Here is a 26,274-nt window from a genome sequence, read left to right as displayed (position 1 = left end):
TACCGAACTGTCATGGAACAAGGGGCGGTACAGTGGACGATCTCTCGACGCTCAAGCCCGATGGAACGCTGGTCGAGCGCGTCATGCTCTCGATCCGCGGCCAGATCTCAAGCCGCTCGCTCACGCCCGGCGCGAAGCTTCCCTCCATCCGCAATGTTGCCCGCACCATGCAGGTGTCGAAATCCACCGTGGTGGAGGCTTATGACCGGCTGGCGGCGGAAGGCGTCATCCGCTCCCGGCCCGGTGCCGGCTTCTACAGCGCCGCGCCGCTCGCGCCCCTGTCGCTGACGGAGCTCGCGCCGCGTCTCGACCGTGCCATCGATCCGTTCTGGGTCTCGCGGCAATCGCTGGAGGCGAAGGACGAAGTGCTCAAGCCGGGCTGCGGCTGGCTTCCCAGCGCCTGGATGCCGGAGGAGGAGATCCGCCGCGCCCTGCGCAGCCTCGCCCGCACGAAGGACATCGCCGGCCTCACGGATTACGGCACGCCGCTGGGCCTCAGCACCCTGCGCCAGTTCCTGTCGCGGCGCATGGCCGAGCAGGGATTCCAGGCACTGCCTGATCAGATCCTGCTGACGGATGCGGGCACGCAGGCGATCGATCTCGTGTGCCGGCTGCTGATCCAGCCCGGGGACGTCGTGCTGGTCGACGACCCGTGCTACTTCAACTTCCTCGCGCTATTGCGCGCCCAGCAGGCCGTCGTGGTCGGCATTCCCTATACGCCGACGGGGCCGAACCTGGAGCTGTTCGAGCAGGCGCTCGTCCGGCATCGTCCGCGCCTCTACATCACCAATTCCGGCCTGCACAACCCGACGGGCGCCACGCTTTCCGCCGGCACGGCGCACAAGCTCCTCAAGCTCGCCGAGGACCACGATCTGATCGTCATCGAGGACGACATTTTTGCCGATTTCGAAACGGAGCCCGCGGCGCGTCTTGCGGCACTCGACGGGCTCGAGCGCGTCGTGCGGATCGGCAGCTTCTCCAAAACCCTCTCGGCGTCCTTCCGCTGCGGCTACATCGCCGCAAAGCCGGACTGGATCGAGAAGCTCACCGATCTGCGCATCGCCACCGGCTTTGCCAGCAGCCGCCTGTCGGAGGAGCTCGTGCTGAGCGTGCTCGGCAGCAGCGGTTACCGCAAATACATGGAGGCCCTGCGCACGCGGCTCTCAAGAGCCATGGCGCTGACCATCGCGCGCCTGCGCTCCCTTGGCATCGAGCCCTGGGTCGTGCCGAAGGCCGGCATGCTCGTCTGGTGCCGGATGCCGGACGGAATCGATGCGGCCGACGTGGCGCGCCATGCGCTGAACGAGGGCATCGTGCTCGCGCCCGGCAACGTTTTCAGCGCGTTGCAGACGGCGAAAAATTTCATGCGCTTCAACGTGGCGCAATGCACGGATGAAAGAATTTTCACCGTGCTCGCGAAAGCGATGCGGCAGGCCGCGTGAGACGACGAAGACCAAACGAAAGGACGACGCGATGGCGGATCAGGACGGAACACGGAACGGCGAATGTCGGTGCGGTCAGGTGCGGTTTCGCGTGCATGGCGCGCCCATCGTCACCATGGCCTGCCACTGCACGGGCTGCCAGCGCATGACCGCCAGCGCCTTCTCGTTGAGCGTTCTCTATCCGAGCCAGGCCTTCGAGGTGGTGCAGGGCGAACCCGTGATCGGCGGCCTTCACGGCGCCACGCGCCACTTCTTCTGCCCGCATTGCATGAGCTGGCTCTTCACCCGGCCCGAAGGCCTGGACGAATTCGTCAACGTGCGCACCGCCATGCTGGAGGATGCAGGAGAGTTTCCGCCCTATGTCGAAATGTACACGGGCGAGAAGCTGCCCTGGGCGACGACATCAGCCGTTCACAGCTTCGAAACCGATCCTTCGGACGAGCGGTTCATGGAACTGGTGGCGGAGTTCGCGGAGTGGAATGGTTCGGAGCGGGGAAGGGGTGTTTCGTCGGCGGGGTGAGGATGGATTGGGATGGCATCTACTGCTGATCTATGCGCCTTTGAATGCGCAATGATTACCTTGCGGCAACCTTAGTTCTCTGTGGATAATATTCCGCAAGCTTTGCTTTGCGCAAAATTTCATGGCAATTTTCGGCTTGTGCGCAACTGTAAGGGAATGCCGAATGATGCCTGTGAAACGCCTCTTAGCCATCGCTCTCACCAAAGATCTGTTGCTCAGTCTAGAGGACGGCCTTCGCGCTGAAGCTCTAAAGGCTCATGAGATCGTCCGGGATCATACAGGTCTTCGGGATAAGCGTCGGGCACGAGGCAGTGAGGGCCAGCTCCGGTTTCGGATGATGGAGGAGCGCTTTGAGGAAATTTGTCAGGTTCATGGTGGTCGTTTGCTCGATGGAGGGGTAATTCCAACAACCGACCTGAAAGTCTTTCAGCCATTCGTGCGGTTTGAGGTGCAAAGCCAAGGAATTATCTTTGGAATGGCCGCAATGCCTGAACCGAAAGCACTCCCCTCAAAGAATAGGTCCCGCGCCTCTGGTGTGAGTTTGAACTATAACCTCACGCCACGGTTGGGCTTTGACGAGACAGGTCCGAAAATGGGTGACATTTTTGTAGTCCTCCTTGTATCGCGTCATCGAGAGCGGGCTGGTCAGATTGAAGAAATTGCCATAGGCATCATCGACTCAAACTACCACAGCTTCCTGTTCTACGAACCGCTTGATAAATTCATGAGTGGTCACGCAGATCTGCCGCTAGAACCGACGTCGCCGACTCCGTCGGCTCCAAGTGTGAAGCTGAAGAAAGGGGTAACGCCTTTTGTTCCGCCGGAAACGCCCGCTGAAGAAAAGAAAGGAACAGGAACATAACAACCCGCTTGCCGCTCGGTGAGAGGGCTACCGTTAGGCAGTAAGGACAAGAAGATGCGTGTAGGAACGCCTGGATTCGTGCCGGCCCGACTTTCAGAAGTTCGGGCCGCTCGTCGTATAAAAACCCAAAAACAATTGGCAGAAGCTCTTGGTGTTGTTTCGAGCACTGTAAGTCGATGGGAGAAGGGAGAGATCGCGCCAGATGCTGAGGCGTTGTCAGCTCTTTCTGGTAGCCTTGGCGTTCGACGTGAGTTTTTCTTGCGTCCGCTTTTTGAATCTGCTCGACCGATGTTTCATCGGCAACTTTCAAACACGTTGGCCGGAGATATTCGTTATCAACATTCACAGATGAAATGGCTACAGGAGGTTAGCTCAATCCTGCAGCACTATGTGGATTTCCCACCCGTTGACATTCCTGACGTGCTTAAAGGGGCTTCATGGAAGCAGCTGCGCGAGGATGATATCGAGCGGATAGCATTGGAGCTTCGGCATCATTGGAACATGGGGGAGGGCCCATGCGGAGATATTGTCGGTCTACTCGAGCGTATTGGCATTATCGTTGGTACTATCGAGATGGGTACATCTCGCTTGGATGGTTTATGTGGCTGGTCTGTTGAGGAAGAGCGTCCACATATTCTTCTTGCAACTGATAAGATGTCATTCCCTCGGCGACAAATGGATGGGGCGCACGAACTTGCGCATGCGGTTCTTCATAAGAATGTCACACCAGAAGAATTTGAAACAAACATCAAAGAAATTGAGGCTCAAGCATTCAGGTTGGCAAGTGCATTCCTCATGCCATCGACAACATACCCGCACGAGGTAGCGCGACCATCGCTTTCGTCGTTTCTTTCTCTGAAAGAGCGGTGGCGAGTTTCAATCAAGGCCCAAATTCATCGTCTCGCGGATCTTGAGATCATCCCTGCGGGATATGTAACAGATCTTTACAAACTGCACTCAGCAAAGGGATGGACGAAAGAAGAGCCTCTTGATCGTCAATGGCCGTTGTCGGAGCCTCGCGTTCTGCGTGAAGCACTCAATTTGGTTGTAACTTCCGGTATCCGAACGAAGAGAGATCTCCTTGCCGTTGAATTTACGATGTCTCCCAAGGATATAGAACGCTTAGTGAGCCTACCCGAAGGTTGGTTCCTAGAGAAAGAAGGGGAACTCGTTCAACTTAAAACTCGTGAGACTTCGCACTCCAAACGAGTCGAGAGTCTTGGAACGGTCGTCCCATTTCGACGTCAAAAATGAATGGAAAAAGCCCCGGGTCGCCGGGGCTTTTTGAATTGGTGTGGGGGACGGACTTGCACCGTCCCACGCGGTCTTTCAGCTAAAACTCTGAATTCAACAATCTTATTGTTGATGGCGTGGTTGCTCGCCCAACTAGGCCCACAGAACCGCGAGAGCTTCCATACCAGTTTTGAACGTAGCTTTCATGAATGCCTCCGTATGCAAATCGAGGTTGAGAAACCAATCAATGCAGGTCCAGAGGGCAAACAACCACGCCCCAACATCTCCAAAAGTGATACCCAGAGTTGTCAGCGCTGAACTCAATTCGGATGATGTATCTTCTCGCCTGTTGGGTGCCGAAAATCAAGGCGGAATCCATACGTCTGATGCCAATCACATCCTTCCAAGTGAACGCACACGTCTAAAGATATGGTCAGTGTTCCTATTTTGTTCTTGACAATGATCCTAACCTCGGCTATATCGTTGCCTTAGATCTGCTCCTGGCGAGGGGCGCGCTCGCGAGGCGTCGCAGTGTGGGAGCAGGCACGGTCCCGTGGGTGAGGTGACGCAGCCTCATCCGACGGGAGGCCCAGGATGTGGGTTGGTCGTCGGGATCGGTCGCAGGCCGCCGTCGCGCAGACGGTCACCGCCTGCGGCGGTTGACTGAGCCGGCCTCTCCTGTCCGCCTAAAGAAGCCGTGCGCGAAGGGCATATCCGGCTCTTCCAAACAAATTGCCATCGAGCCGGGCTGCCTGTCGCGCCACCCTCGATTGCCTCAGAAGGCTCGGAGCCGAAAAGGCTCGCGGGCCCGCAGGCGCACGCCTTTTCTTCCCAAAAGTCTTTTCCAATCCTTCATTGCTTCGAGGTTTTGTCATGAGCCGTGTTCAGCACATCCTGTCCCGCATGCCCGATGTCGACGATGCCCTGCGTCGTCTCGCCGACGTCATCCACATGCCGGGCGAGTGTCGCAAGCGCTCCTGCCGCAACGAGCGTCGCTGCCAGGGCGGTCTTGGCCCGCCGTGCTTTTTCGAGAATCGCAAGCGCTTCGCCGATGCCGTGCTGGAGGAGATGCATGAGCATCGCACGTTCTGGATCGACCAGCGCGCCAGCTTCGAGGCGGCGCTGCGGCAGCGGTGAGGCCTTAACGCCTGAGGGTCATGCCAGCCCCCAGGGGTCATCCCGGACGGCACGAGCCGATCCGGGATCGCGGGACAAACAGAGCACTGTCATCCCGGGGCCGCGCAGCGGAGCCCGGGATCCATAACCGCTGACGCAGCTTCATTCTGCCATGAGGGCGTTTATGGATCCCCGCCTGCGCGGGGATGACAGTGTTGAGGTTCGCGCGCCACATCCTGCCAACGATCCCGGATCGGCTTCGCCGTCCGGGATGACGGGGAGGGGTGGCGGGCGGGCTTCGAGGTCCCCGCAGCGACGGTAACCACAGCTGCATGAAACGCAGCCCTGCTATCTGAGCATTTGCGAATGTGCGCCGAAAGTCTTAAATCAGCGGCACATCAGGAAGGGCGGGGTCCCTTCGCCTCAAGGGTTTTAGCTTCCTCAAGGGTTTTAGCTTCATGGCCGTCGTTCTCGACCTGCTGAACAAGGATCAGCGTCCTCGCCACCCGGAAAAGGCGCATCGGCCGGACCAGCCCGTTCAGCAGCGCAAGCCCGACTGGATCCGCGTGAAGGCGCCGGGCTCGCCCAAATGGGCCGAGACCAACCGGATCGTGCGCGAGAACAAGCTCGTGACGGTCTGCGAGGAGGCCGGCTGCCCGAATATCGGTGAGTGCTGGGAAAAGAAGCACGCCACCTTCATGATCATGGGCGACACCTGCACCCGGGCCTGCGCCTTCTGCAACGTGAAGACTGGCCTGCCGCAGGCGCTCGATCGACAAGAGCCCGAGAGCGTGGCGAAGGCGGTCGAGAAGCTCGGCCTGCAGCACGTGGTCATCACCTCGGTCGACCGCGATGATCTGGCCGACGGCGGCGCGCAGCATTTCGCCGACGTGATCCACGCGATCCGGGCCCGCTCGCCGAAGACCACCATCGAGATCCTGACGCCGGATTTTCTCCGGAAGCCGGGCGCGCTCGAAATCGTGGTCGCGGCCAAGCCCGACGTGTTCAACCACAATCTCGAGACGGTGCCGTCGAAATACCTGAAGGTCCGGCCCGGCGCGCGCTATTTCCACTCCATCCGCCTGTTGCAGCAGGTGAAAGAGCTCGATCCGACCATCTTCACCAAGTCCGGCATCATGGTCGGCCTCGGCGAGGAGCGGAACGAGGTGCTCCAGCTCATGGACGACCTGCGCTCGGCGGATGTGGATTTCATGACCATCGGCCAGTACCTCCAGCCGACGAAGAAGCACCACCCGGTGATCCGCTTCGTGACGCCAGACGAATTCAAGGCCTTTGAAACCACTGCCTACGCCAAGGGTTTTCTCCTCGTCTCCTCGACCCCGCTGACGCGCTCCTCGCATCACGCCGGAGAGGATTTTGCCAAGCTGAAGGCGGCTCGTCTGACGAAGCTCGGCTAAACTGACGAGCACGATTCGGGCGAGGCATGCAGCGCATACTGGTCATCGGCAGCCCGGGCGCGGGCAAGAGCACCCTGGCGAGCCGCCTCGCCGGGCGCCTCGACCTGCCGCTGATCCACCTCGACAAGGAATACTTCGGGCCTGGCTGGTCCATGCCCGCCAAGGCCGAATGGCGCGAGCGGGTGAAGGCGCTCACGGCCAGGCCGGCCTGGGTCATGGACGGCAATTACGCCAGCACCTTCGACATCCGTGTGCCCCGCGCGACAGTCATCGTCTGGCTCGACCTGCCGCGCTGGCAATGTGCTTTAAGCGTGCTCTGGCGAGTGGCGAAGAACTATGGCCAGTCGCGGCCGGATCTCGGTACCGCCGGCCCGGAGCGGTTCGACTGGTCCTTCATGCGCTGGATCTGGTCCTACCCGGACAAGATGCGGCCCAAGACCATGCGCATGCTGGAGCGCCTGCGTCCCGATCAGCGCGTTTACGTGCTGCATTCCCGCTCCGACATCCCGGCCCTCGAGGCCGCTCTCACAACCCGCAAAGAGGCCGCCTGAGCATGCCGACCTTTCGCACCACGCGTTCCGTCAAGCATAGTCCGGCTCAGATGTTCGCCCTCGTGGCCGATGTGGAGCGCTATCCGGAATTCGTGCCGCTCTGCGAGGATCTGCACGTCATGCGCCGGGTCCAGAGCGGGGAGGGCATCGAATCGCTCGTCGCCACCATGTCGGTCGGCTACAAGGCCATCAAGGAAACCTTCACCACCCGCGTGACCCTGGACGATCCGCGCCTGAAGATCACGGTCGAATACGTGGATGGACCGTTCAAGTATCTCGAGAATCGCTGGACCTTCCGCGAGGCGCCGGGTGGGGGCTGCGAGGTCGAGTTCTACATCAATTACGAGTTCAAGAGCTTCGCCCTCGGCCTTGTCATGGGTAGCGTCTTCGACAAGGCCTTCCGCAAGTTCACGGAAGCCTTCGAGGAGCGGGCGGATGAGATTTACGGACTGCCCTCGACAACGCAGGCCGGAGCGAGGATGGCCTGATCAGCGAACCGCCTGCTCCAGCAGCGCCAGCGCATCCTCAACTGCCCGGCGGCGCACATTCTCCCGGCTTAAGCTCCCGTAGCGCCGCTCCAGATGCACTGTGGCGGCGTCTTTCCGGGCCAAGCCGAAATGGACGAGTCCTACCGGCTTCGCCGCTGTACCCCCTGTCGGCCCAGCCACACCGGTGATGCCGACCGCCACATCGGCCCGGGAATGGGCCAGCGCCCCCTCGGCCATGGCCCGGGCCACTGGCTCACTCACGGCTCCATGGGCGGCGATCAGATCGGCCGGAACCCCGATCAGTTCCGTCTTGGCTTCGTTGGAATAGGTCACGAATCCGCGCTCCACCACGGCCGAGGAGCCGGAGATCTCCGTCAGCAGGGCCGCCACGAGGCCGCCAGTGCAGGATTCGGCGGTCGCGATCTTCAGGCCCTTGCCCTTGTAGGCGTCCAGGAGCGCCGCAGCGCGGTTCGTCATCGCGGGCGTCATGCGCTCACCTCCGGCAAGCGGATCGTCGCGGCGGCCTGAGCGGCAATGCCCTCACTGCGGCCGGTAAATCCAAGCTTCTCCGTCGTCGTCGCCTTGAGCGAGACCTGATCGAGCCGAAGCCCGGCGATCTCGGCAATCCGCTGGCGCATCGCCTCCCGGTGCGGTCCGAGCCGCGGCTTCTCGCAAAGAAGCGTCGTGTCGAGATGATCGAGGATGCCGCCACGCTTTTGGACGAGGCCTACCGCATGGGCCAGGAACCGGTCGGAGGACGCACCGCGCCATTGCGGATCGGTCGGAGGAAAATGAGTGCCGATATCGCCATCGGCGAGTGCACCGAGGATGGCATCCGTCAGGGCATGCAGGATCACGTCCCCGTCAGAGTGGGCCACGATGCCCCGGTCATGGGGAACCTTCATCCCGCCGAGCCAGACATGATCGCCTTCGCCGAAAGCATGGACATCGAAGCCGGTACCGAGTCGGGTCACATAGGTCATCGCTTCGCCTTTCATGCGTCGCTCGGCCTCCGCGAAATCCGCCGGATGGGTGAGCTTGATATTGCCGGGATCGCCCGCGAAGACATGAACCGACAGACCGGCCCATTCCGCCAAGGCGCTGTCATCCGTGAAAGAATGCAGGTTTGCGGCGGCTGCCCTGCGGTGCGCGTCGAGAATGAGCGAAAATTTGAAGGATTGCGGGGTCTGTACGGCTCTGAGGGTCGAACGATCAGGGGTAGAGATCACTTCGGACCGATCTCCAATCACCTTGATCGTATCAGTCACCGGCGTTCCTGGCACGGCGGCGCCCCAATGCCGTGCGGCCTCGATGGCACGGTCGATGAGATCGGGACCGGCAAAGGGCCGGGCTGCATCGTGAACGAGAACAATCTCGGGATTCAGCTCCGTCAGCGCCTCAAGTCCATTCCTTACCGAGACCTGCCTCGTCTCACCGCCATGGACGCATGGCAGAATTGTCGGTGGCAGGGATGGTAAGGCTCCGATCGATCCTTCATAGAATTCGTGATCGTCAGGGTGAATCACCACGAGGGTGTGACTGACGCTAGGGTGAGAGAGAAAAGCCGAAAGCGTTCTCGCCAGAACCGGCTGCCCCTGGAGCAGCCGATATTGCTTCGGGATCCCATCACCCGCTCTTAATCCACGTCCTGCGGCAACGATGAGGGCGGCAACTGTCATTCAGGGAACTCTCTGTAACAGACGCTCTCCTAAGCGTGAGGTGGGCAGAAGGCAAATCCCTGTGGGAGGGGCTTGCACCTGTCACTGAAATGGCTATTGATTAGGCACAATGAGTTTTGATCAAAAATTAGGCGAAGGCGGTTTCAGTATCGGTCCTGTGAAGGTCGACGTTCCGGCCGTTCTCGCGCCTTTGTCCGGAGTGACAGATGTTGCCTTCCGGCGCATTGCCAAGCGCTTGGGAGCCGGTCTCGTCGTGTCCGAAATGGTGGCATCAGATGAGCTGGTCCAGGGCTCGGAGGAGGCGCAGCTCAGGGCCGAGGGTGCCGGAATCGAGCCTCATGTGGTCCAGCTGGCCGGATGCGAGCCGCACTGGATGGCGGAAGCCGCGCGGGTGGCTGAGGGGGCAGGGGCTCGCATCATCGATATCAATATGGGCTGTCCCGCCAAGAGGGTGATCGGCGGCTATGCCGGCTCGGCCCTCATGCGCGACCTCGATCATGCCGCCCGGCTCATCGAGGCGACCGTGCAGGCGGCCAGCGTCCCCGTGACCGTCAAGATGCGCCTTGGATGGGACCATGAGAGTCTCAATGCGCCGGAACTCGCCCGCCGGGCCGAGAGCCTCGGCGTACAGGCCGTGACAGTGCATGGCCGGACACGGCAGCAGTTTTACAAGGGACAAGCCGACTGGGGCGCCATCGCTGCCGTCGTCCAAAGCGTAAACATCCCGGTCATCGCCAACGGCGATATCGGCTCGCTCGAAGATGCGAAGAACTGCCTGTCCGCCTCAGGAGCCGCGGCTGTGATGATCGGCCGCTCGGCGGTTGGAAGGCCCTGGCTCGTTGGCCAGATCGGCGCGGCGCTGCAAGGCATGACGATTCCCGACCCATCGCCTGAAGAAATGACCGAGATCGCCGTCGAACATTATGAGGGACTCTTGTCTCTCTATGGCGAGAGGACTGGCATCCGCCATGCCCGCAAGCACCTTGCCGCCTGTGCCGATGTGGCTCTCGCTTCCGGCTTCCACATCGCACCGAGTGTTAGGACAGCGCTCGTAACATCCGAGGAATCCCGGACCGTGATCACCCTACTGCGCTCCCTCTACAGCCGGCAGGATAGGGAGGCGGCATGACGATGGCGGCCATCAACGACGTCATCATGAACGCGCTGCCGATCCCGGTTCTGACCGTCGGACCGGAGCTTCGGATCGTGCATGCCAATACGGCGGCCGAATCCTTTTTTGAGATGAGCCTGCGCATGATGCTGCGCCAGAAGCTCAGCGACTTCCTGCCCTTCGGCTCGCCGGTGATGGCGTTGGTGGAGGATGTTCGTCAGCGGGGTTCCAGCGTCAGCGAGCATCGGGTCGATATCGGCAGCCCACGGCTTGGCGCAGAACGCATCGTCGACGTTTCGGCCAGCCCGCTGGGTGATGACAGCGACAGCGTGATCGTTATGCTCCAGGAGCGGACGATTGCCGACAAGATGAACCGCCAGCTGACCCATCGCGGGGCAGCCCGCTCCATTACGGCGCTGGGCGCGCTTCTGGCGCACGAAATCAAGAACCCGCTCTCTGGCATCCGCGGCGCGGCGCAGCTCCTTGAGCAATCGGCCAGCGAAGACGATCGGCTGCTGACGCGTCTCATCTGCGACGAGACCGACCGCATCGTGAAGCTGGTAGAGCGCATGGAGCTGTTCGGAGAGGAACGGCCGGTCGAGCGGGGCGCCGTGAACATCCACGGCGTGCTCGATCACGTGAAGCGCCTCGCGCAATCGGGCTTCGCCCGGCATATCCGTTTCGTCGAGAACTACGATCCTTCGCTACCCCCGGTGCTCGGCAACCGGGATCAGCTGATCCAGGTTATTCTAAACCTGGTCAAGAACGCGGCCGAGGCCATCGGCATCGACGCGCCGGATGGCGAGATCATCCTGTCGACGGCTTTCCGGACCGGCGTCCGGCTTCAGGTCCCCGGCTCGCAGGAGAGGGTGAGCCTGCCGATCGAGCTGAGTGTCATCGATAACGGCCCCGGAATTCCTCCCGAGCTCATGACCGATCTTTTCGATCCCTTCGTGACGACGAAGGTTCAGGGCAGCGGCCTCGGCCTTGCCCTCGTCGCAAAGATCGTCGGCGATCACGGCGGCATCGTCGAATGCGAGCCGGCGCCCCGACGGACCACCTTCCGAATTCTCCTGCCCATGCACCGCGCCGATGACGGGCGCGGGGCCGATTTGTGAGACTGACAGATGCCTAGCGGACAGATTCTTCTTGCCGATGACGATGCCGCCATTCGAACCGTCCTGAACCAGGCCCTGTCACGGGCCGGGTACGAGGTTCGCTCGACCAGCAATGCCGCAACCCTCTGGCGCTGGGTGGCTCAAGGGGATGGCGATCTGGTCATCACCGACGTGATGATGCCGGACGAGAATGCCTTCGATCTCCTGCCCCGCATCAAGAAGATGCGCCCGGAGCTGCCCATCATCGTCATGAGCGCCCAGAACACGTTCATGACCGCCATCAAGGCCTCCGAGCGCGGGGCCTACGAATATCTGCCGAAGCCCTTCGATCTGAAAGAACTCGTCGCCGTCGTAGGGCGAGCCCTGTCCCGGCCGCGGAGCGTTCCCACCGGAGCCAACCCGTCGCCGGAGAACGAGGATATTCCGCTCGTGGGTCGCTCCCACGCCATGCAGGAGATCTACCGGGCGCTGGCCCGTCTGATGCCGACCGACCTGACGGTGATGATCACGGGTGAGTCCGGCACTGGCAAGGAACTGGTCGCCAAGGCGCTCCACGACTACGGAAAGCGCCGGCAGGGCCCGTTCGTGGCCGTGAACATGGCGGCGATTCCGCGCGAACTGATCGAATCTGAGCTCTTCGGTCACGAGAAGGGCGCCTTCACCGGGGCGACCGCCCGCAATACGGGCCGTTTCGAACAGGCCGAAGGTGGCACGCTGTTCCTCGATGAGATCGGCGACATGCCCATGGAGGCCCAGACCCGGCTTCTGCGCGTTCTCCAGCAGGGCGAATACACGACCGTCGGCGGCCGCGTTCCGATCAAGACCAATGTCCGTATCGTTGCCGCGACGAACAAAGACCTGCGCGTCCTGATCCAGCAAGGCCTTTTCCGCGAGGACCTCTATTTCCGCCTCAACGTGGTGCCCCTGCGCCTTCCGCCACTGCGTGAGCGTGTCGAGGACATCCCGGATCTCGCCCGCCACTTCTTCATGTTGGTGGAGAAGGAGGGCCTCGCCCGCAAGCAGCTCGATGTGGAAGCCATGGATCGGCTCAAGCGGTACCGCTGGCCGGGCAATGTCCGCGAGCTGGAAAACCTCGTGCGACGTCTGGCGGCTCTCTACCCCCAGGATACGATCACCGGGGCCATCATCGATGCCGAGCTCGATTCTCAGCCCTTGCTAATGCCTCAACCCTCTGGAAAGGCTTCGCAATCGCCTCAGCAAAACTCCGAAGGGCTGTCCGACGCCGTCGAACGGCATCTGAACGAGTATTTCTCGGGTTTCCGGGACACGCTTCCGCCTCCTGGGCTCTATCACCGCATCCTGCGCGAGATCGAAGGCCCCCTGATCGGCGCAGCCCTTGCGGCGACGAGGGGCAACCAGATCCGGGCAGCCGAGCTTCTCGGGGTCAACCGCAATACCCTTCGCAAAAAGGTACGGGACCTTGAGCTCATGGTGGTCCGGTCCAACCGGACCTGAGCCGCCGGCTGCTGTAATAATTTGACCACAGTGTTGTGTTGGTGCATCACCCCATGACGGGGTGCAGAACCGAAGCACCCGATTGGCGGGGCTTCAGTCTTGATCGAGCAGGACAGTATTGCACAACGGCAGGCGGCCGAACCGTCCCAGAGCGGCCTCGGCTGGCTGGGCTACGGAGCCGTGCTATCGGCGCTGGCCTCGGCCCTCGCCACGTTCCTCATTCTCGCCGGCGCGACTCCGCTGCTGCCGACCCACAACGTCGTCGTCTGGGTCTTCCTGCTCAACGGCGTGCTGATCGCCCTGCTTCTCGGAATCGTCGCCTGGCAGACCCGCAAGTTGGTGCGCGAACGCAGGGCAGGGGCGGCGGCGGCCGGTCTCCATGTGAGGATCGTCGGGCTGTTCAGCCTCGTAGCGGTCCTGCCGGCCATCCTGGTCGCGGCCGTCGCGACGGTCACACTGGAACGCGGCCTCGATCCCTGGTTCACCGGTGCTCTCAAAGATCTCATAACCAATACGGTCTCCATCGCCCGGTCCTATCGGGAGGTGCAGTGCCGGACGCTCGCTCGCGAAACCCAGCTGATGGCGGCCGATCTCAACCGCGCCAAAGTGCTTTTTGACGCGGACCGCAACCTCTTCCGGGAGTTCATGAATTCCCGCGCCGTCTTCCTCGGCTTTCCTCTCGCCATGATCGTGGATACGGATGGCTCGGTGGTCGAGCGTATAGAGGCCAAGAAGGTCGAAAACGTTCCTCAGCCGACACCGACGGATCTGCAGGAAGCCAGCAATCGAGAGGCCCTCTGCCTGTTCCCGAAATCCGGCCACATCTTCCGCTCCGCTCTGAAGCTGGATGCCCATGGCGGACGAATCCTTTATGTCGCTAGGGAGGTTGATCCGCGTGCACTCGAGTTCCCTCAGGTCGCGGAAGCAGGTGTGGCTTTCTATGAGGCCCTCGACCAGAAGAAGGCGGGTATCCAGATCGCCTTCGCCTCCATGTTCACGCTGATTGCGCTGATCGTGTTGCTCTCGGCCGTCTGGTTCGGACTGAATTTCGCCAATCGTCTCGTCACCCCCATCCGACGCCTCATCCATGCGACGGACCAAGTGGCGACCGGAAACTTCTATGTCCAGGTCCCGGTGCGCCGGGGTGAGGGCGATCTCGGACATCTGGGCGAGACCTTCAACAAGATGACTTCGGAACTACGCCGCCAGCACGATGGACTAACGGCCGCCAGCGATCTCATGGATCGTCGGCGCCGGTTCACTGAAGCGGTTCTGGCGGGCGTTTCGGCTGGCGTCATCGGCGTCAATGCCCGAGGACAGATCACTATCGTCAATCCGTCGACCGAGGCTCTGCTCGGCACCTCCCATAAGGAACTGCTCGGTCAACCGATTACCATGGTTCTGCCGGAGGTGTCGGCGCTCGTCGAGGAGATGAGTCTTGGCCGCCAGCGTCTGATGCAGCAGCAGATCCACATTTCCCGAAAGGGTAAGGAGCGGACCATCAACGTTCGCGTGACGAGCGAGCAGGCGCGCGGCGGCCAAAGGGATCTTGTGATCACTCTCGACGACATCACGGACCTCGTGCTGGCACAGCGCACATCCGCCTGGGCCGATGTGGCTCGGCGCATCGCTCACGAGATCAAGAATCCCCTGACACCGATCCAGCTCTCCGCAGAGCGCATTCGCCGGAAATATGGCAAGGTAATCACCACGGACCGGGAGGTGTTCGACCAATGCACGGACACCATCGTGCGTCAGGTCGACGACATCAAGCGGATGGTCGACGAGTTTTCGTCCTTCGCCCGCATGCCGAAGCCGACCATCGGCAACGAGGATCTCGCCGAGACTATCCGCCAGGTGATCTTCATGATGAAGATCGCCCATCCCGAGATCGAATTCGTCGATCAGGTTCCGGCAGGCTCACTCGTTGCGCCCTTCGATCGCCGGCTCATCTCGCAAGCCGTCACGAATATCGTGAAGAACGCGACCGAAGCCATTGCGGCGGCGCCGGAGGAAGAGAGAGATCATGCGCGGATTGAGGTGTTGCTCGACGACACCCACCCGGACTACCTGATCCTGGCCGTGACCGATAACGGTAAGGGTTTCCCGGTCGAGGGCCGCCAGCGCCTTCTGGAGCCCTATATGACGACGCGCGAGGGTGGAACCGGACTGGGTCTGCCGATCGTTGCAAAGATTCTGGAAGACCATGGAGGTGGCATGGAACTGGCCGACAATCCCTCTGGCAGGGGCGGGCAAGTTCGCATGTGGATCCCAAAGACGAAACACGTTGCATCGGAAGAGACATCGGCCGCTTCCAGCCGAAACGACTCTCGCAGGGCAAGCCTATGAGCGCTGATATTCTCGTCGTCGATGACGAAGTCGACATTCGTGAGCTGGTAGCCGGCATTCTTGAGGATGAAGGGAACCGAACCCGCACGGCGGGCACGTCGGATGAGGCTCTGGCCGCCATTGAGACACGGCGACCGCACCTTGTTTTCCTGGACATCTGGCTGCAGGGAAGCCGGCTCGACGGCCTCCAGGTCCTGGAGATCATCAAGTCCCAGCATCCTGATCTGCCGGTTGTGATGATTTCAGGCCACGGCAACATCGAAACGGCAGTCTCGGCCATCAAGACGGGCGCCTACGACTTCATCGAGAAGCCCTTCAAGGCCGACCGGCTCGTTCTTGTCGCCGAGCGTGCCCTTGAGGCATCACGCCTGAAACGAGAGGTTCGCGACCTGCGCTCCCGTTCTGTGCAGGCGAGCCGCATCGCTGGTCGGTCGATCGTCATCAACCAGCTACGGCAAGCCGTGGAGCGGGCGGCGCCGACCAATGCCCGCATCCTGATCACTGGAGCACCCGGTTCCGGCAAGGAGCTGACGGCTCGAACCGTTCACAGCCTCTCCACGCGCGCCAATGGTCCGTTCATCGTTCTCTCGGCCGCTACGATCACGCCGGACACCATGGAAGCGGAGCTTTTCGGTACCGAAGGCGGCGAGGGCGGGGGCCGTCGTGTAGGCGCGCTCGAAGAAGCTCATGGCGGCACTCTTTATATCGACGAGATCGCCGATATGCCGCGGGAGACGCAGAACCGCATCCTGCGCGTCTTGGTCGATCAGAACTTCCAGCGTGTTGGCGGAACGACGCGAGTTCATGTGGACGTGCGCATCGTCTCGTCCTCCAGCCGTGACCTGCCGGCGGCGATTGCGGCAGGCCAATTCCGGGAGGACCTGTTCCACAGGCTCGGAGTGATTCCGATCCGTGTGCCTTCGCTCGCCGAGCGACGCGAGGACGTGCCGGAGCTGATCGAGTTCTTCATGGAGCAGATTTCCTCCACGACGGGCCTCCCGAAGCGGCGGATTGCGGAGGATGCCATGGCGGTCCTGCAGTCCCACGACTGGCCCGGCAATGTGCGGCAGCTTCGAAACAACGTCGAACGGCTGATGATTCTGACCTCTGGCGATCCCGATGCGGAGATTACGGCGGACATGCTCCCATCGGAGATCGGTGCACTCGTTCCAAGCACCCCAGGCGGGGCGGGGGGCGAGAAACTCATGAGCCTGCCTCTTCGCGAGGCGCGCGAGATCTTTGAGCGCGAGTATCTCCTGGCACAGATTGCTCGTTTTAGCGGCAATATCTCCAGGACTGCGGAGTTCATCGGCATGGAGCGGTCAGCTCTGCACCGAAAGCTGAAATCCCTCGGGATCGGCGGTTGAGGGGCTTCACCGTTACAGCACGGATTGATCTCTCCGAACTGAAAAGAACTAAAACCTACAATCCACGGGAAAATATGCTCCGAGGAGGTAGAACCGTTTAGCCCCCCTTGCCGAACGCCGCGGTTCGCCCTGTAATAGAAGTGCCGGTCACCGACCGCACGAAAGCGGACAATCATATTCAGGCGGCCCCATAGCCAAGACCGGCGGCGATGGGCTGGCGAGGCAACTTCAATGGCGGGCGATCGCGCGCAGAATCTTCAGGACACCTTTCTGAACTATGTCCGGAAGCAGAAAATCCCCCTGACGATCTTTCTCGTGAACGGGGTGAAGCTTCAGGGCGTCGTTACCTGGTTCGACAACTTCTGCGTCCTTCTGCGCAGGGATGGTCATTCTCAGCTGGTTTACAAACACGCCATTTCCACCATCATGCCAGGGCAGCCCGTCCAGTTGTTCGACCAGATCGACGAGGCTGGCGAGAAGGCTTGAGGTGACGGAACCACGTAGTCCGGGGGAAGAACGTCTCGCTCAGCTTGCCGAACCCGAAAAAGAGGTTGCGGCAGGGACACGAACGCTCGTCGTCGGACCCTACCTGACGCGCAAACGGCGCAGCGTTGTCGATGCGGACGGCGAGGGGACCAATCCTCGCCCTCCGGAAGCCCGTCTCGATGAGATCACCGGTCTCGCTCTCGCGATCGATCTGACCATCGCCAAATCGCTGATAGCGCCCCTAGCCTCGCCTCGACCGGCGACATTCATCGGCAGCGGCAAGGTGGACGAATTGGCCGGTATGATCCGAGCGGAAGAGATCGGCCTTGTCGTCATGGACTGCGCGCTCAGTCCCGTGCAGCAGCGCAATCTCGAAAAGGCCTGGGGCGCCAAGGTCATCGACCGCACCGGCCTGATCCTCGAAATCTTCGGGCGGCGGGCGCGCACCAAGGAAGGTACGCTCCAGGTCGAATTGGCGCACCTGTCCTATCAGAAGGGCCGACTGGTCCGTTCCTGGACCCACCTCGAGCGTCAGCGCGGCGGCTTCGGCTTCCTCGGGGGGCCTGGTGAGACACAGATCGAGGCCGACCGGAGACTGATCCAGGAGCGGATGAACCGGATCGAGCGGGATCTCGAGAGCGTCGTGAAGACGCGCTCCCTGCACCGCACGAGTCGTCGGCGGGTGCCTTACCCGATCGTCGCCCTTGTCGGTTACACCAATGCCGGCAAGTCGACCCTGTTCAATCGCATGACCCAGGCCGATGTTCTGGCCGAGAATATGCTGTTTGCGACTCTTGATCCCACATCCCGCGCCATTGAACTGCCCCACGGCGAGAAAGCCATTTTGTCGGACACGGTAGGCTTCATCTCCGATCTTCCGACGATGCTCGTGGCGGCCTTCCGTGCCACCCTGGAGGACGTGGTCGAGGCGGATGTCTTGCTGCATGTCCGCGACGTGTCTCACGGGGAGACAGAGGCTCAGGCCGGCGACGTGGCTGTCGTCCTGCGTGAACTCGGCATCGATCCGGACGATACGAAGCGCATCATCGAGGTTTGGAACAAGGCGGATCTCCTGTCACCGCTGGATCGTGAGAGGCTTGCCACCACCTCGCATCGAACCGACGAGGAAAGACGGCCGATCCTCATCTCGGCCCTGACCGGGGACGGCATTCCGGAGCTTCTCACCACCATCGAGCAGCACTTGGCCATGGGACGGCCGACCTACGAGATCGATGTCGCGCCGGAGGACGGGCAAGGGCTCGCATGGCTGCATGAGAACACGGAGATCCTGGGCCGCGAAACAACGGAGAATGGGCACACCATCCTCCAGGTTCGCCTCGTGGCCGGCAAAGAACCCCGCTTCCTCAACCGGTTTCCAGAAGCCCGCGTTCTATGACGATGAACCGGGCTCGCGCTCGGCCAGTTTCGCGGCGACCCAAAGTTCTTCCATCTCTTCGAGCGAGGCGTCATCAAGGCTCCGGTCCTGCTTTCCGAGAGCTTTCTCGATGGCCTTGAAGCGTCTTTCGAACTTGGCATTCGTCCGCCGCAGGGCCCGCTCGGAATCGATGCCGAAATGGCGGGCGAGATTGGTGACAGAGAACAGGAGGTCGCCGATTTCGTCCTCGATTCTATCTCGCGCGCCGGATGAAGATGCCTCCTTAACCTCCTCCAGCTCCTCATGAATTTTGTCGATGACCTGTGCGGCTTCCGGCCAGTCGAAGCCGACCTTCGCGGCCTTTGCCGTCAGCTTCTGTGCGCGCGTCAACGCGGGCAGAGCCGTTGGGATTCCGCCGAGAAACCCAGCCTCGTGAGCCTCGGGCATTTGCCCCATCTTCTCGCGGATCACACGCCGTTCGGCCTTCTCCTTGCTCTTGATCGAGTCCCAAAGGCTCTTCACTTCCTCGGGCGATAGGTCCTTGGTGTCTCCGAAGACGTGGGGGTGGCGCCGGATGAGTTTTCGCGTGATGGCTTCGACCACATCGGGGAAGGCAAACGCGTTCTGCTCCTCGGCCATGCGGGCGTGAAAGACCACCTGAAGCAGCAGATCGCCGAGCTCATCCCGAAGATCGGCGAGGTCGCCGCGCTCGATGGCGTCAACGACCTCATAGGCTTCCTCGAGCGTGTAGGGGGCAATCGACGCGAAATTCTGCTCCAGATCCCAGGGGCAGCCGGTTCCGGGCGTGCGCAGGGCCGCCATGATCTCGAGGAGCCGTGTGATGTCGGAGGAAGGCTTCATGATGAAATCCCTGATCGCTTCGCCCGTGTCATAGCCTGAGGACAAAACGCGGAGCTAGCTGGATTCGCGCCATGTCCCTGCGTTAGCGGTATAAGGAGGAGTGAAATGCTTCAGGTATAGTAAGGACAAACCATATGAAAGCGCGGGTCAAACTGGTCGATGGCATGATGTTCGTGGGCGAATCCGGCAGCGGCCATGCCGTTGTCATGGATGGCGCCCCCGAATATGGCGGCCGTAACCTCGGCATCCGTCCCATGGAAATGCTGCTCATCGGATTAGGCGGATGCACAGCGTTCGATGTGGTCCAGATCCTTAGAAAAGGTCGTGAGAAGGTCACGGATTGCGATGTGGAGGTCACCGCCGAGCGCGCTGAGACGGACCCTAAGGTCTTCACCGCGATCCACATCGATTACCGCGTCAAGGGCAGGAGTCTTGCACCGGCCAAGGTCGAGAGGGCGATCGAGCTTTCCAAGGAAAAGTACTGTTCGGCTTCGATCATGCTCGGGGCGGTTGCCAAAATCACCCATTCCTGGACTTCTATCGACGAGGCTAAGGAGATGGAGGACGCTCCCTCCTGAGCCGTCAACATCCGGGACCACGATCATGAAGCTGTTCTTCTCGGAAGCCCAATTGGCCCACCGGCCCAAGCAGTACATGATGCATGGGCGGATCGTGGATCCCTTCGAAAATCCCGATCGTGCCACAACGCTGGCCAAAGCCTTGGAAACGCAAGGGCTGCTCAGGACGGATCCGGGCGATTTCGGCCGGGATGCGATCTTGGCGGTGCATGCCGGGCATTACGTCGGGTTCCTTGAAGATGCCTATGATCGATTCCTGAAACTGCCCAACCACGGCCCCGAAGTGCTGCCGAACGTTCATCCCTATCGGGGGGCAGGTATCGAGCTGGAGGAGCGCGGCAGGCCGCGCACGACGGGAATCCTGGGCCAAGCGGGCTGGTATATTGGCGACATGTCCTGCGCGATCATGACTGGGACCTTCCAGGCTGCTTATGCCTCGGCGCAGACAGCGATTGCCGGTGCGCAGGCGGTGCTGGCCGGAGAGCGAGCTTCGTATGCGCTCTGCCGACCGCCCGGTCACCATGCTTATCCCGACCGCGCTTCCGGCTTCTGCTTCTTCAACAATGCCGCCATCGCGGCCGCAGTGCTGCGCAGCCACTTTCCAAAGGTCGCCATCGTCGATTTCGACACCCACCATGGCGATGGCACGCAAGCGATCTTCTATACGCGCCATGATGTCTTTTACGGCTCGGTGCACACCGATCCATCGTCCTATTATCCGCATTACGCCGGATATGCTGATGAAATCGGGGCCGGACCCGGCGAAGGAGCAAACCATAATTTGCCGCTTGCGCCGGGTGCTAACGACGAAGCCTTTATTGACGCCAACCGGCGCCTGGCGCTGGAAGTTCAGGCGCATGGCGCCGAGGCGCTGGTACTGTCGGCCGGTTGGGATGCCCACCGAAGCGATCCGCTCTCGAAGCTCAACGTCACGTCGGACGCGTTCGCCCGGATCGGAGAAATCTGGGGAAAGATCGACCTGCCGACCCTGATCGTTCAGGAAGGCGGATACTCGCTCACGGCTGTCGCAGAAGCGGCTCCAGCTTTCATCGCTGCATTCAGGGCCAATGCAGCGGAATAGAACAAGTGTCACGGCGGAGTCGCCCCGGGCCTGTTTTCAAGATTAGTCGCCTCGAACGCAGGAAATCAGTCTGATCAAAGCTACGGTAGCATCGTTCAGTTCAGGGACTGCATGGTTGGCGCATTCTTTGAATCGGAGATGCTCATCGGCACGACAATGAAGGTTGATCTATCTTCTACATGTGATGCCGATCTGACGGTGCACGTCGTAGCCTGACGCCCGATAGCCTCGGCAAAGCGACATCGGAAGGGTGTTTGGAGGAAGCTCACATGCGTCGTGGCCGTCGGCATTCCCTATTGGGGCTTCTGCTCACACTGACCTGGATCGTCGCGGCCAGTATGCCAGCCCGAACAGCCGAGACGTCCGGGACTATCGCCGTCATCTCTGATATCCATTTCAATCCGTTCGCAACATCGGGTATCGCACCTCGACTTGCGGAGTCCGAGCCGGAAGAATGGCCGGTCATCTTCGCTGCCGCAAGCGGGCAGAGCTTCCCCAGGCGTGGCGAGGACACAAATCAAGCATTGCTCGCCTCCGCACTCAGTGCGCTCTCCGAGAAAGCAGGGAGCGCCGATCTTGTCGTCGTATCAGGCGATCTTCTGGCACACCGCTTCGAAGAGATAGCGGCTCGGATGCTAGGCATGGCACCAACTTCCGGCCCCGTACGAGCGCTGGATGTCAAGACGGCACGTTATGTCGCTGATGGTCTGCGCACCGCACTGCCCGGTCGCCCCATCCTCATCGCCTTGGGAAATAATGATTCCGAGTGCGGCGACTATCAGCTTGAGCCGGGTGGTGCCTTCCTTGCCTCCTTGAGCGACACGGTCCGCGAACTGGCAGGGCCAGATCATCTTGCTGCGGACTTCGGTCAGACCTTCGCATCCGGCGGCTATTATGCGATGCGCCATCCGGTACTTCTGGGCATAACGATCCTTGTTGTCAATGACGTGTTGTGGTCGACCGACTACCGGAATACGTGTGGTACCACTAGAATCCAGGCGGCAGAGGCAATGATGACCTGGCTCGAACGGCAGCTGGAAGACGCGCGTTCGGCCGACAGGGACATCTGGCTCGTTCATCACATCCCGGTCGGTATTGATCCCTATGCGACACTTCAAGCTTCGTCCGATTTGAGCTGCCCAGCACGGGTCGCACCCTTCCTTAAGGAACCCTTCGCATCCCGCTTCGCGCTCCTGCTTCAGGAATATGCCGTTATCATCCGGGCCGGTTTTTCCGCCCACACCCATCAAGACAGCTACCGGTTGCTCATGGATGCCAATGTCGCGGTTGCGGTCGAAAAGGTGACACCGTCGATCAGCCCGATATTCGGAAACAATCCTGCCTTTCACATCTTCGACTATAATCGGCGAACCGGAGACATAACCGACTTCTCGACATGGTATCTCGCCAATCTGGAGCAGGTCGCCGGAAGTGCGCCAGGCGAGTGGCGACGGGAGTATGTATTCACCCAGGTCTATGGCGAACAGGCCTATTCGGCAGCTGCCATCAAGCGGATTGCAGATGCCACGCTCGAACGTGGAGAGACAGGCGAACAGGTTCGCAATAACTTTCGACGACTTTATCAGGTCAGCCATGGCGAGATCCCTGTTGGGGCATTGACCGCTTATGCGTGCGCCATCGCTAATCTGGCCACCTCATCCTACAGCGCCTGTTACTGTGACAGAAAATAGGGTGTGCTCGAAGACGCTGCCGGTTGCTCAGGTGCGCAGAATATATTCCTTATTGCTTGCTGGCACCATCGTGCGGAGGAGAGCCGGTTTCAATATTATTCGCTTCACACGGAAAGACGCGGACTATGGAATGGATCCTAGAGACAGATCTACTTTTGTGCAGGTCTCTAAATAGTAGAATTTGGCTACTGGATCCTCCGGTGCAGTGAGCCACTTCACACACAAAGTGCGTGGTGCCTCTCAGCGCACAGCGAGTTGGGGACGCAATCAACTGGCATCGCAACGATTTCTGAAACGCGCGTCTTCAAGAAGCTCACGCAATCGCTAAGAGCGGCGCAGCACGCTGTGTGACCTTTATCTCAGAGCAATTCGCCTCCTCCATTTACAATCAATGTCATTCAGGAGGTCGGCATGTGGGTCATCTCTCATATCGTGTTCTCGTATCTGCATTTCGTTCCAGGCGGCAACGGCGGTTGGACGCAGAGTGGCGACTATCCTCGGTTCACGACGGAAGAGCGCCGAGATATATCGATTCCATTCGAAGGCTACTGGCGGCGCGTTAGCTAAGAGAGCCGGTGCCATCAGTTCAGCAGAGCACAGGTAGATGAATGACTGCGACGCCGGCCCAAGGAGATCTCACGGTTTATATCATGGATGAACGGGTAGGGACGGACCTTCGCATTACAGCAATGTGTTCCCGGTCCTAGGATACACCCATGAGATTAAATCAATGGGCACCGATAGCAGATTGGAAACCAGGGGCCACTCCGCTTATGTCATGGATCGAGCGATGCTCGTAACTAGCCCATCGCAGTTCACGTCAAGCTTCACAACACAGAGAGTGATCGAGCGCCGTCTATTGGGGAGGTTCCTCAATCGATGCTAAAGATTTTCGACAGAAGGGGCGGATAGTGCAGATCCTGCTCCTGTTGCGATAGACAACTGGTCTCAGCTATTTTTTCTCGGTAGAAGCCCAGCTTTGACATCTTCCACCGTAACGGCTTTGCGAAACACGGCCTCTCGAAGATAGATCGAGTCGAAGACCAATTTCGTATCATTCTTCCGAATGAATATGAACGGTTTACGGGTGTGTTTCATAAGCGGCTCCCATTTCAGAGTAAGACTTTGTTATCCCAAAAGTCCCTGCAGGACTGTGTCCCTCATCACAGAGCGGAAGGAATGATCCTGGCTTCCTTTCAAGAAGGATTAGGCTGAGGCCCCATCACGCCGTGGTGTCTATCTGACACTGTGATGCCGGTTACAGATACGAAGCCGCTTCTAAGGCATGAATGTTCAATCTGAAGTTCAGATGTACAGGAGCGGATGTGATGGATAAATGCGCGCGATACTGGGCCCGCTACATGAACACAATGGCCCAGTCACGTCAGGCAACAAATCCGTTCAGGCGCAAGATGCTGGTCCGAGAGGCCTATATTTGGCTTCAACGATACTTTGATGCCGAGGAACAGGAGCTTTCTCGTCGATGCATCGCTTTGGCACAGAGATAACATAAGTCGGCGGAACAGGTGTTTACTTCATAGTTTTCTGCGGCATGCGATTGTTGGCTAGTCCAGTTCAAGTGGCAGCATCGCAAGGCGATGCAATGTGGGCCGCATAGTTTTAGCCGCAAATGTTCTCACAAAAGTGATGCTTAGCCAAATTCGACGAAACTCTCACCGACCTATGCGCTTCTGACCGAGAAGCCCGGCGGTCATTGGCTTTGAACCGCCGGGCTATCATGGTCAGATCATCAATGTCGTTGATATGAAGGCAACGAATATCCTGATCGAGTGGCTTGTCAGCCGCAAAAACAATCCTGGAAAGAATGCTATCGACGATGATCCCGCACGATCGGACGAGAACGATGATCTCGTACGATCGGTCCCCGAGAGGTGTTCGTGACAACCACGCCTCCCGAGTAGGAATCAACAGGTCGACGGTGATCTCGCACTATGTGGGTCGGCCTGTCCCATAGGTCTCGAGGGCGTGTAGTGACTCGTGGATCACACGCTTCGGCGGTCGTAGCGCCATATCCGCTCAATAGCACGAGGGACAGCACAGCACCAAACCGTGCCCGATAAGTCTTCATCATTTCCAATCTCCTCTGAAAGGGGCATTGCACCGTCCAACCTTACACAGACGAAGAGCTCGCTAATGTGAGGCCGGTCACAGAGGCGGGACTGTATCGACGACGCTGCCATATGAGAGATGGCAAAGAAAAAGCGCCCAGATTGAACCGGGGCGCTGAGTTGACAGGGAGGAACCCGTTCAACCTAACGCAGTCATATGCGGATAACTGTGCGCTACGTCACACCGGAGTTGTGTGACGCCAGCCACAGAACGACGATGCACTCGGATTCATGATGGTCTCAATTGAAGGAGATCATCATGACGCTCACCATTCTTGATCCACGGACCGGTCAGAAAGTGACCATTTCACTTCCGGCTAAGCCGGCAGGCTCCGTCAGAATATAAACCTACAAATTTTGACTGCCGTGGCCCGGATGCCGGTCCATTCGCGGAATGCGGGATAAGAGTATGAATCTCAACCAGCACTATCAGGAGAAGGCCGCCAAGGCGGATCGTCTGGCGGACGATCCGCGCCAGAAGGCGGAAATGCGCGTGGAACTTCGCTCGACGGCGCGCAGATGGCGCCACTTGGCGGAGCAGGCCGATTGGCTCGCCCGCCGGTCCCGACATCCGAAGTTGTGACTTCAATCGAGACCGCTCACCGAAGCAATAGATCTTTTCCCTGAAGCGCAGTGTCGATGGACGGAAAGGTCGCGCTTGTCCGGGATGCAGGCGCTCAGCGCATAGGTATCGGAACCTGAAAGGCTTGTAACATCGTGAGGCTCGCGTTCGGACCGGTCAGGAGGTGATGATCTCGGTCGTCGGCATCGGAATAACAGCTTGGCGAACCTCGGCCTTATAGGGGCAGGATCTATCCTATCCCCCTGACGCTTTCCTTAGTGGAGGGTCGGCATGACATCGGAAAATGGGATCAACAGCATTTCCTCGTCGTCTTCATCGCTGACATAGACGTGCCAATCCGTGAAATCGCGTGTGCCGTAGGCCCCCTCGACGAGGATCCGCGCCAGGGTTAGAGCCCGGTCACGGGCCTCTATCAGGTCGAGAACCTCGGCTCCGTCACGATCGATCAGGATCTCGCCGGGACCTGCGCAGTGAAAGTACAGATAGAACATTTAAGCCTCCATCTCGATGACTTCACTCTCGCACGTGCCGTCTCCGGCTTCTGTGATGACAATCACGGTTCGCCGGGGCTGCCGGTGGCATGGTCGGTCTCACACGGAGCCCGATCATGTCCCGTCGCATCCTATGTCTCCTCGCTCTTCTGTTCGTGGCCGACGCCATTGCTGTGAACGGCCGCGCGCCCCGGCCCGTCGTTTTGTCCGGCAAGGAGATGCTTGATGTGACCCGGCTTACCCGTCTGCAGGTTTCACTCGCCGTCTAA

Annotated in this window: 25 protein-coding genes; 21 read left to right on the top strand and 4 right to left on the bottom strand. The window is 60.1% G+C overall.

What is annotated here, in order from left to right:
- Positions 1–32: 32 nt before the first annotated feature.
- The 8 genes from JO965_RS14100 to JO965_RS14065 all read left to right on the top strand — a co-directional run bounded on the left by JO965_RS14100 (position 33) and on the right by JO965_RS14065 (position 7,630).
- Positions 33–1,442, top strand: coding sequence for a PLP-dependent aminotransferase family protein (locus tag JO965_RS14100; RefSeq protein WP_371826787.1), 1,410 nt, complete (start codon positions 33–35; stop codon positions 1,440–1,442).
- A gap of 31 nt (positions 1,443–1,473) precedes the next feature.
- Positions 1,474–1,962 carry a GFA family protein gene (locus tag JO965_RS14095; protein ID WP_203439521.1) on the top strand — a complete coding sequence of 163 codons (489 nt, stop codon included), beginning with the start codon at positions 1,474–1,476 and terminating at the stop codon, positions 1,960–1,962.
- Between the two features lie 163 nt (positions 1,963–2,125).
- Positions 2,126–2,824, top strand: coding sequence for a hypothetical protein (locus tag JO965_RS14090; RefSeq protein ID WP_203439520.1), 699 nt, complete (start codon positions 2,126–2,128; stop codon positions 2,822–2,824).
- A 54-nt stretch (positions 2,825–2,878) separates the two neighbouring features.
- The gene (locus JO965_RS14085) at positions 2,879–4,078 is read left to right on the top strand and encodes an ImmA/IrrE family metallo-endopeptidase (RefSeq protein WP_203439519.1); all 1,200 of its coding nucleotides are present in this window, start codon (positions 2,879–2,881) and stop codon (positions 4,076–4,078) included.
- A gap of 852 nt (positions 4,079–4,930) precedes the next feature.
- Complete coding sequence (locus JO965_RS14080; protein ID WP_203439518.1) at positions 4,931–5,194, top strand: hypothetical protein; 264 nt, start codon at positions 4,931–4,933, stop codon at positions 5,192–5,194.
- A 437-nt stretch (positions 5,195–5,631) separates the two neighbouring features.
- Complete coding sequence (gene lipA / locus JO965_RS14075) at positions 5,632–6,591, top strand: lipoyl synthase (protein ID WP_203439517.1); 960 nt, start codon at positions 5,632–5,634, stop codon at positions 6,589–6,591.
- 26 nt (positions 6,592–6,617) lie between these two features.
- Positions 6,618–7,142 carry an adenylate kinase gene (locus JO965_RS14070; RefSeq protein WP_203439516.1) on the top strand — a complete coding sequence of 175 codons (525 nt, stop codon included), beginning with the start codon at positions 6,618–6,620 and terminating at the stop codon, positions 7,140–7,142.
- Between the two features lie 2 nt (positions 7,143–7,144).
- Positions 7,145–7,630 carry a type II toxin-antitoxin system RatA family toxin gene (locus JO965_RS14065; RefSeq protein WP_203439515.1) on the top strand — a complete coding sequence of 162 codons (486 nt, stop codon included), beginning with the start codon at positions 7,145–7,147 and terminating at the stop codon, positions 7,628–7,630.
- Here the strand turns inward: JO965_RS14065 and JO965_RS14060 are convergent, their stop codons facing one another.
- Positions 7,631–8,119, bottom strand: a complete 489-nt coding sequence (locus JO965_RS14060) for a CinA family protein (protein WP_203439514.1) — start codon at positions 8,117–8,119, stop codon at positions 7,631–7,633.
- Positions 8,116–9,309 carry a bifunctional 2-C-methyl-D-erythritol 4-phosphate cytidylyltransferase/2-C-methyl-D-erythritol 2,4-cyclodiphosphate synthase gene (locus JO965_RS14055; RefSeq protein ID WP_203439513.1) on the bottom strand — a complete coding sequence of 398 codons (1,194 nt, stop codon included), beginning with the start codon at positions 9,307–9,309 and terminating at the stop codon, positions 8,116–8,118. The genes JO965_RS14060 and JO965_RS14055 overlap by 4 nt, the downstream gene beginning before the upstream one ends.
- A gap of 109 nt (positions 9,310–9,418) precedes the next feature.
- On the opposite strand from JO965_RS14055, the gene dusB reads away from it, so the two are divergent.
- From dusB to hflX, 7 genes are all read left to right on the top strand, one after another.
- Entirely contained in the window at positions 9,419–10,438 is a 1,020-nt protein-coding gene (gene dusB, locus JO965_RS14050) for a tRNA dihydrouridine synthase DusB (RefSeq protein WP_203439512.1), read from the top strand.
- A gap of 2 nt (positions 10,439–10,440) precedes the next feature.
- A complete protein-coding gene (locus JO965_RS14045; RefSeq protein WP_203444185.1) occupies positions 10,441–11,538 on the top strand; it encodes a nitrogen regulation protein NR(II) in 1,098 nt (365 codons plus the stop codon).
- Between the two features lie 9 nt (positions 11,539–11,547).
- Positions 11,548–13,014: a nitrogen regulation protein NR(I) gene (ntrC, locus tag JO965_RS14040; RefSeq protein ID WP_203439511.1), complete on the top strand. Its 1,467-nt coding sequence runs from the start codon at positions 11,548–11,550 to the stop codon at positions 13,012–13,014.
- Positions 13,015–13,113: 99 nt separating this feature from the next.
- Complete coding sequence (locus JO965_RS14035) at positions 13,114–15,363, top strand: PAS domain-containing sensor histidine kinase (RefSeq protein ID WP_203439510.1); 2,250 nt, start codon at positions 13,114–13,116, stop codon at positions 15,361–15,363.
- On the top strand, positions 15,360–16,730 hold the full coding sequence (locus tag JO965_RS14030; RefSeq protein WP_203439509.1) for a sigma-54 dependent transcriptional regulator: 1,371 nt from the start codon (positions 15,360–15,362) through the stop codon (positions 16,728–16,730). The genes JO965_RS14035 and JO965_RS14030 overlap by 4 nt, the downstream gene beginning before the upstream one ends.
- A 231-nt stretch (positions 16,731–16,961) precedes the next feature.
- Positions 16,962–17,216: an RNA chaperone Hfq gene (gene hfq / locus JO965_RS14025; RefSeq protein WP_009491222.1), complete on the top strand. Its 255-nt coding sequence runs from the start codon at positions 16,962–16,964 to the stop codon at positions 17,214–17,216.
- 1 nt (position 17,217) lies between these two features.
- The gene (gene hflX / locus JO965_RS14020; RefSeq protein WP_203439508.1) at positions 17,218–18,612 is read left to right on the top strand and encodes a GTPase HflX; all 1,395 of its coding nucleotides are present in this window, start codon (positions 17,218–17,220) and stop codon (positions 18,610–18,612) included.
- Here the strand turns inward: hflX and mazG are convergent.
- Complete coding sequence (gene mazG / locus JO965_RS14015) at positions 18,607–19,452, bottom strand: nucleoside triphosphate pyrophosphohydrolase (protein WP_203439507.1); 846 nt, start codon at positions 19,450–19,452, stop codon at positions 18,607–18,609. The two genes, hflX and mazG, sit on opposite strands and share 6 nt — an antisense overlap.
- Before the next feature lie 134 nt (positions 19,453–19,586).
- Between mazG and JO965_RS14010 the strand changes: the two genes are divergently transcribed.
- The 5 genes from JO965_RS14010 to JO965_RS13990 all read left to right on the top strand — a co-directional run bounded on the left by JO965_RS14010 (position 19,587) and on the right by JO965_RS13990 (position 25,514).
- Complete coding sequence (locus JO965_RS14010) at positions 19,587–20,030, top strand: OsmC family protein (RefSeq protein WP_203439506.1); 444 nt, start codon at positions 19,587–19,589, stop codon at positions 20,028–20,030.
- Positions 20,031–20,055: 25 nt separating this feature from the next.
- On the top strand, positions 20,056–21,111 hold the full coding sequence (locus JO965_RS14005; protein ID WP_203439505.1) for a histone deacetylase family protein: 1,056 nt from the start codon (positions 20,056–20,058) through the stop codon (positions 21,109–21,111).
- A 269-nt stretch (positions 21,112–21,380) separates the two neighbouring features.
- A complete protein-coding gene (locus JO965_RS14000) occupies positions 21,381–22,802 on the top strand; it encodes a metallophosphoesterase (protein WP_203439504.1) in 1,422 nt (473 codons plus the stop codon).
- Between the two features lie 411 nt (positions 22,803–23,213).
- Positions 23,214–23,369: a hypothetical protein gene (locus JO965_RS13995; RefSeq protein ID WP_203439503.1), complete on the top strand. Its 156-nt coding sequence runs from the start codon at positions 23,214–23,216 to the stop codon at positions 23,367–23,369.
- Between the two features lie 1,971 nt (positions 23,370–25,340).
- Entirely contained in the window at positions 25,341–25,514 is a 174-nt protein-coding gene (locus JO965_RS13990) for a hypothetical protein (RefSeq protein WP_203439502.1), read from the top strand.
- A 254-nt stretch (positions 25,515–25,768) separates the two neighbouring features.
- On the opposite strand, the gene JO965_RS13985 is transcribed toward JO965_RS13990, so the two are convergent.
- Positions 25,769–26,005, bottom strand: coding sequence for a hypothetical protein (locus JO965_RS13985; RefSeq protein ID WP_203439501.1), 237 nt, complete (start codon positions 26,003–26,005; stop codon positions 25,769–25,771).
- Positions 26,006–26,121: 116 nt separating this feature from the next.
- Here JO965_RS13985 and JO965_RS13980 point away from each other — a divergent pair, with 116 nt between their 5' ends.
- On the top strand, positions 26,122–26,274 hold the full coding sequence (locus JO965_RS13980; protein WP_153885282.1) for a hypothetical protein: 153 nt from the start codon (positions 26,122–26,124) through the stop codon (positions 26,272–26,274).

Source organism: Microvirga sp. VF16, from assembly GCF_016864375.1.
GTDB lineage: Bacteria > Pseudomonadota > Alphaproteobacteria > Rhizobiales > Beijerinckiaceae > Microvirga.
Note: the sequence above shows the minus strand (reverse complement) of the source record. Positions and strands in the feature narration are given on the sequence as shown.

Excerpts from the sequence above, each read along its gene's own strand:
- JO965_RS14095 (WP_203439521.1), top strand. The coding sequence starts at position 1,474 with ATGGCGGATCAGGACGGAACACGGAACGGCGAATGTCGGTGCGGTCAG.
- JO965_RS14070 (WP_203439516.1), top strand. The coding sequence starts at position 6,618 with ATGCAGCGCATACTGGTCATCGGCAGCCCGGGCGCGGGCAAGAGCACC.
- JO965_RS14000 (WP_203439504.1), top strand. The coding sequence starts at position 21,381 with ATGCGTCGTGGCCGTCGGCATTCCCTATTGGGGCTTCTGCTCACACTG.
- JO965_RS13995 (WP_203439503.1), top strand. The coding sequence starts at position 23,214 with ATGTGGGTCATCTCTCATATCGTGTTCTCGTATCTGCATTTCGTTCCA.
- ntrC (WP_203439511.1), top strand. The coding sequence starts at position 11,548 with ATGCCTAGCGGACAGATTCTTCTTGCCGATGACGATGCCGCCATTCGA.
- JO965_RS14005 (WP_203439505.1), top strand. The coding sequence starts at position 20,056 with ATGAAGCTGTTCTTCTCGGAAGCCCAATTGGCCCACCGGCCCAAGCAG.
- dusB (WP_203439512.1), top strand. The coding sequence starts at position 9,419 with ATGAGTTTTGATCAAAAATTAGGCGAAGGCGGTTTCAGTATCGGTCCT.
- JO965_RS13980 (WP_153885282.1), top strand. The coding sequence starts at position 26,122 with ATGTCCCGTCGCATCCTATGTCTCCTCGCTCTTCTGTTCGTGGCCGAC.
- JO965_RS14060 (WP_203439514.1), bottom strand. The coding sequence starts at position 8,119 with ATGACGCCCGCGATGACGAACCGCGCTGCGGCGCTCCTGGACGCCTAC.
- lipA (WP_203439517.1), top strand. The coding sequence starts at position 5,632 with ATGGCCGTCGTTCTCGACCTGCTGAACAAGGATCAGCGTCCTCGCCAC.
- JO965_RS14055 (WP_203439513.1), bottom strand. The coding sequence starts at position 9,309 with ATGACAGTTGCCGCCCTCATCGTTGCCGCAGGACGTGGATTAAGAGCG.
- JO965_RS13990 (WP_203439502.1), top strand. The coding sequence starts at position 25,341 with ATGAATCTCAACCAGCACTATCAGGAGAAGGCCGCCAAGGCGGATCGT.
- hfq (WP_009491222.1), top strand. The coding sequence starts at position 16,962 with ATGGCGGGCGATCGCGCGCAGAATCTTCAGGACACCTTTCTGAACTAT.
- JO965_RS14080 (WP_203439518.1), top strand. The coding sequence starts at position 4,931 with ATGAGCCGTGTTCAGCACATCCTGTCCCGCATGCCCGATGTCGACGAT.
- JO965_RS14030 (WP_203439509.1), top strand. The coding sequence starts at position 15,360 with ATGAGCGCTGATATTCTCGTCGTCGATGACGAAGTCGACATTCGTGAG.
- JO965_RS14065 (WP_203439515.1), top strand. The coding sequence starts at position 7,145 with ATGCCGACCTTTCGCACCACGCGTTCCGTCAAGCATAGTCCGGCTCAG.
- JO965_RS14010 (WP_203439506.1), top strand. The coding sequence starts at position 19,587 with ATGAAAGCGCGGGTCAAACTGGTCGATGGCATGATGTTCGTGGGCGAA.
- JO965_RS14085 (WP_203439519.1), top strand. The coding sequence starts at position 2,879 with ATGCGTGTAGGAACGCCTGGATTCGTGCCGGCCCGACTTTCAGAAGTT.
- JO965_RS14090 (WP_203439520.1), top strand. The coding sequence starts at position 2,126 with ATGATGCCTGTGAAACGCCTCTTAGCCATCGCTCTCACCAAAGATCTG.
- JO965_RS14045 (WP_203444185.1), top strand. The coding sequence starts at position 10,441 with ATGGCGGCCATCAACGACGTCATCATGAACGCGCTGCCGATCCCGGTT.
- JO965_RS13985 (WP_203439501.1), bottom strand. The coding sequence starts at position 26,005 with ATGTTCTATCTGTACTTTCACTGCGCAGGTCCCGGCGAGATCCTGATC.
- mazG (WP_203439507.1), bottom strand. The coding sequence starts at position 19,452 with ATGAAGCCTTCCTCCGACATCACACGGCTCCTCGAGATCATGGCGGCC.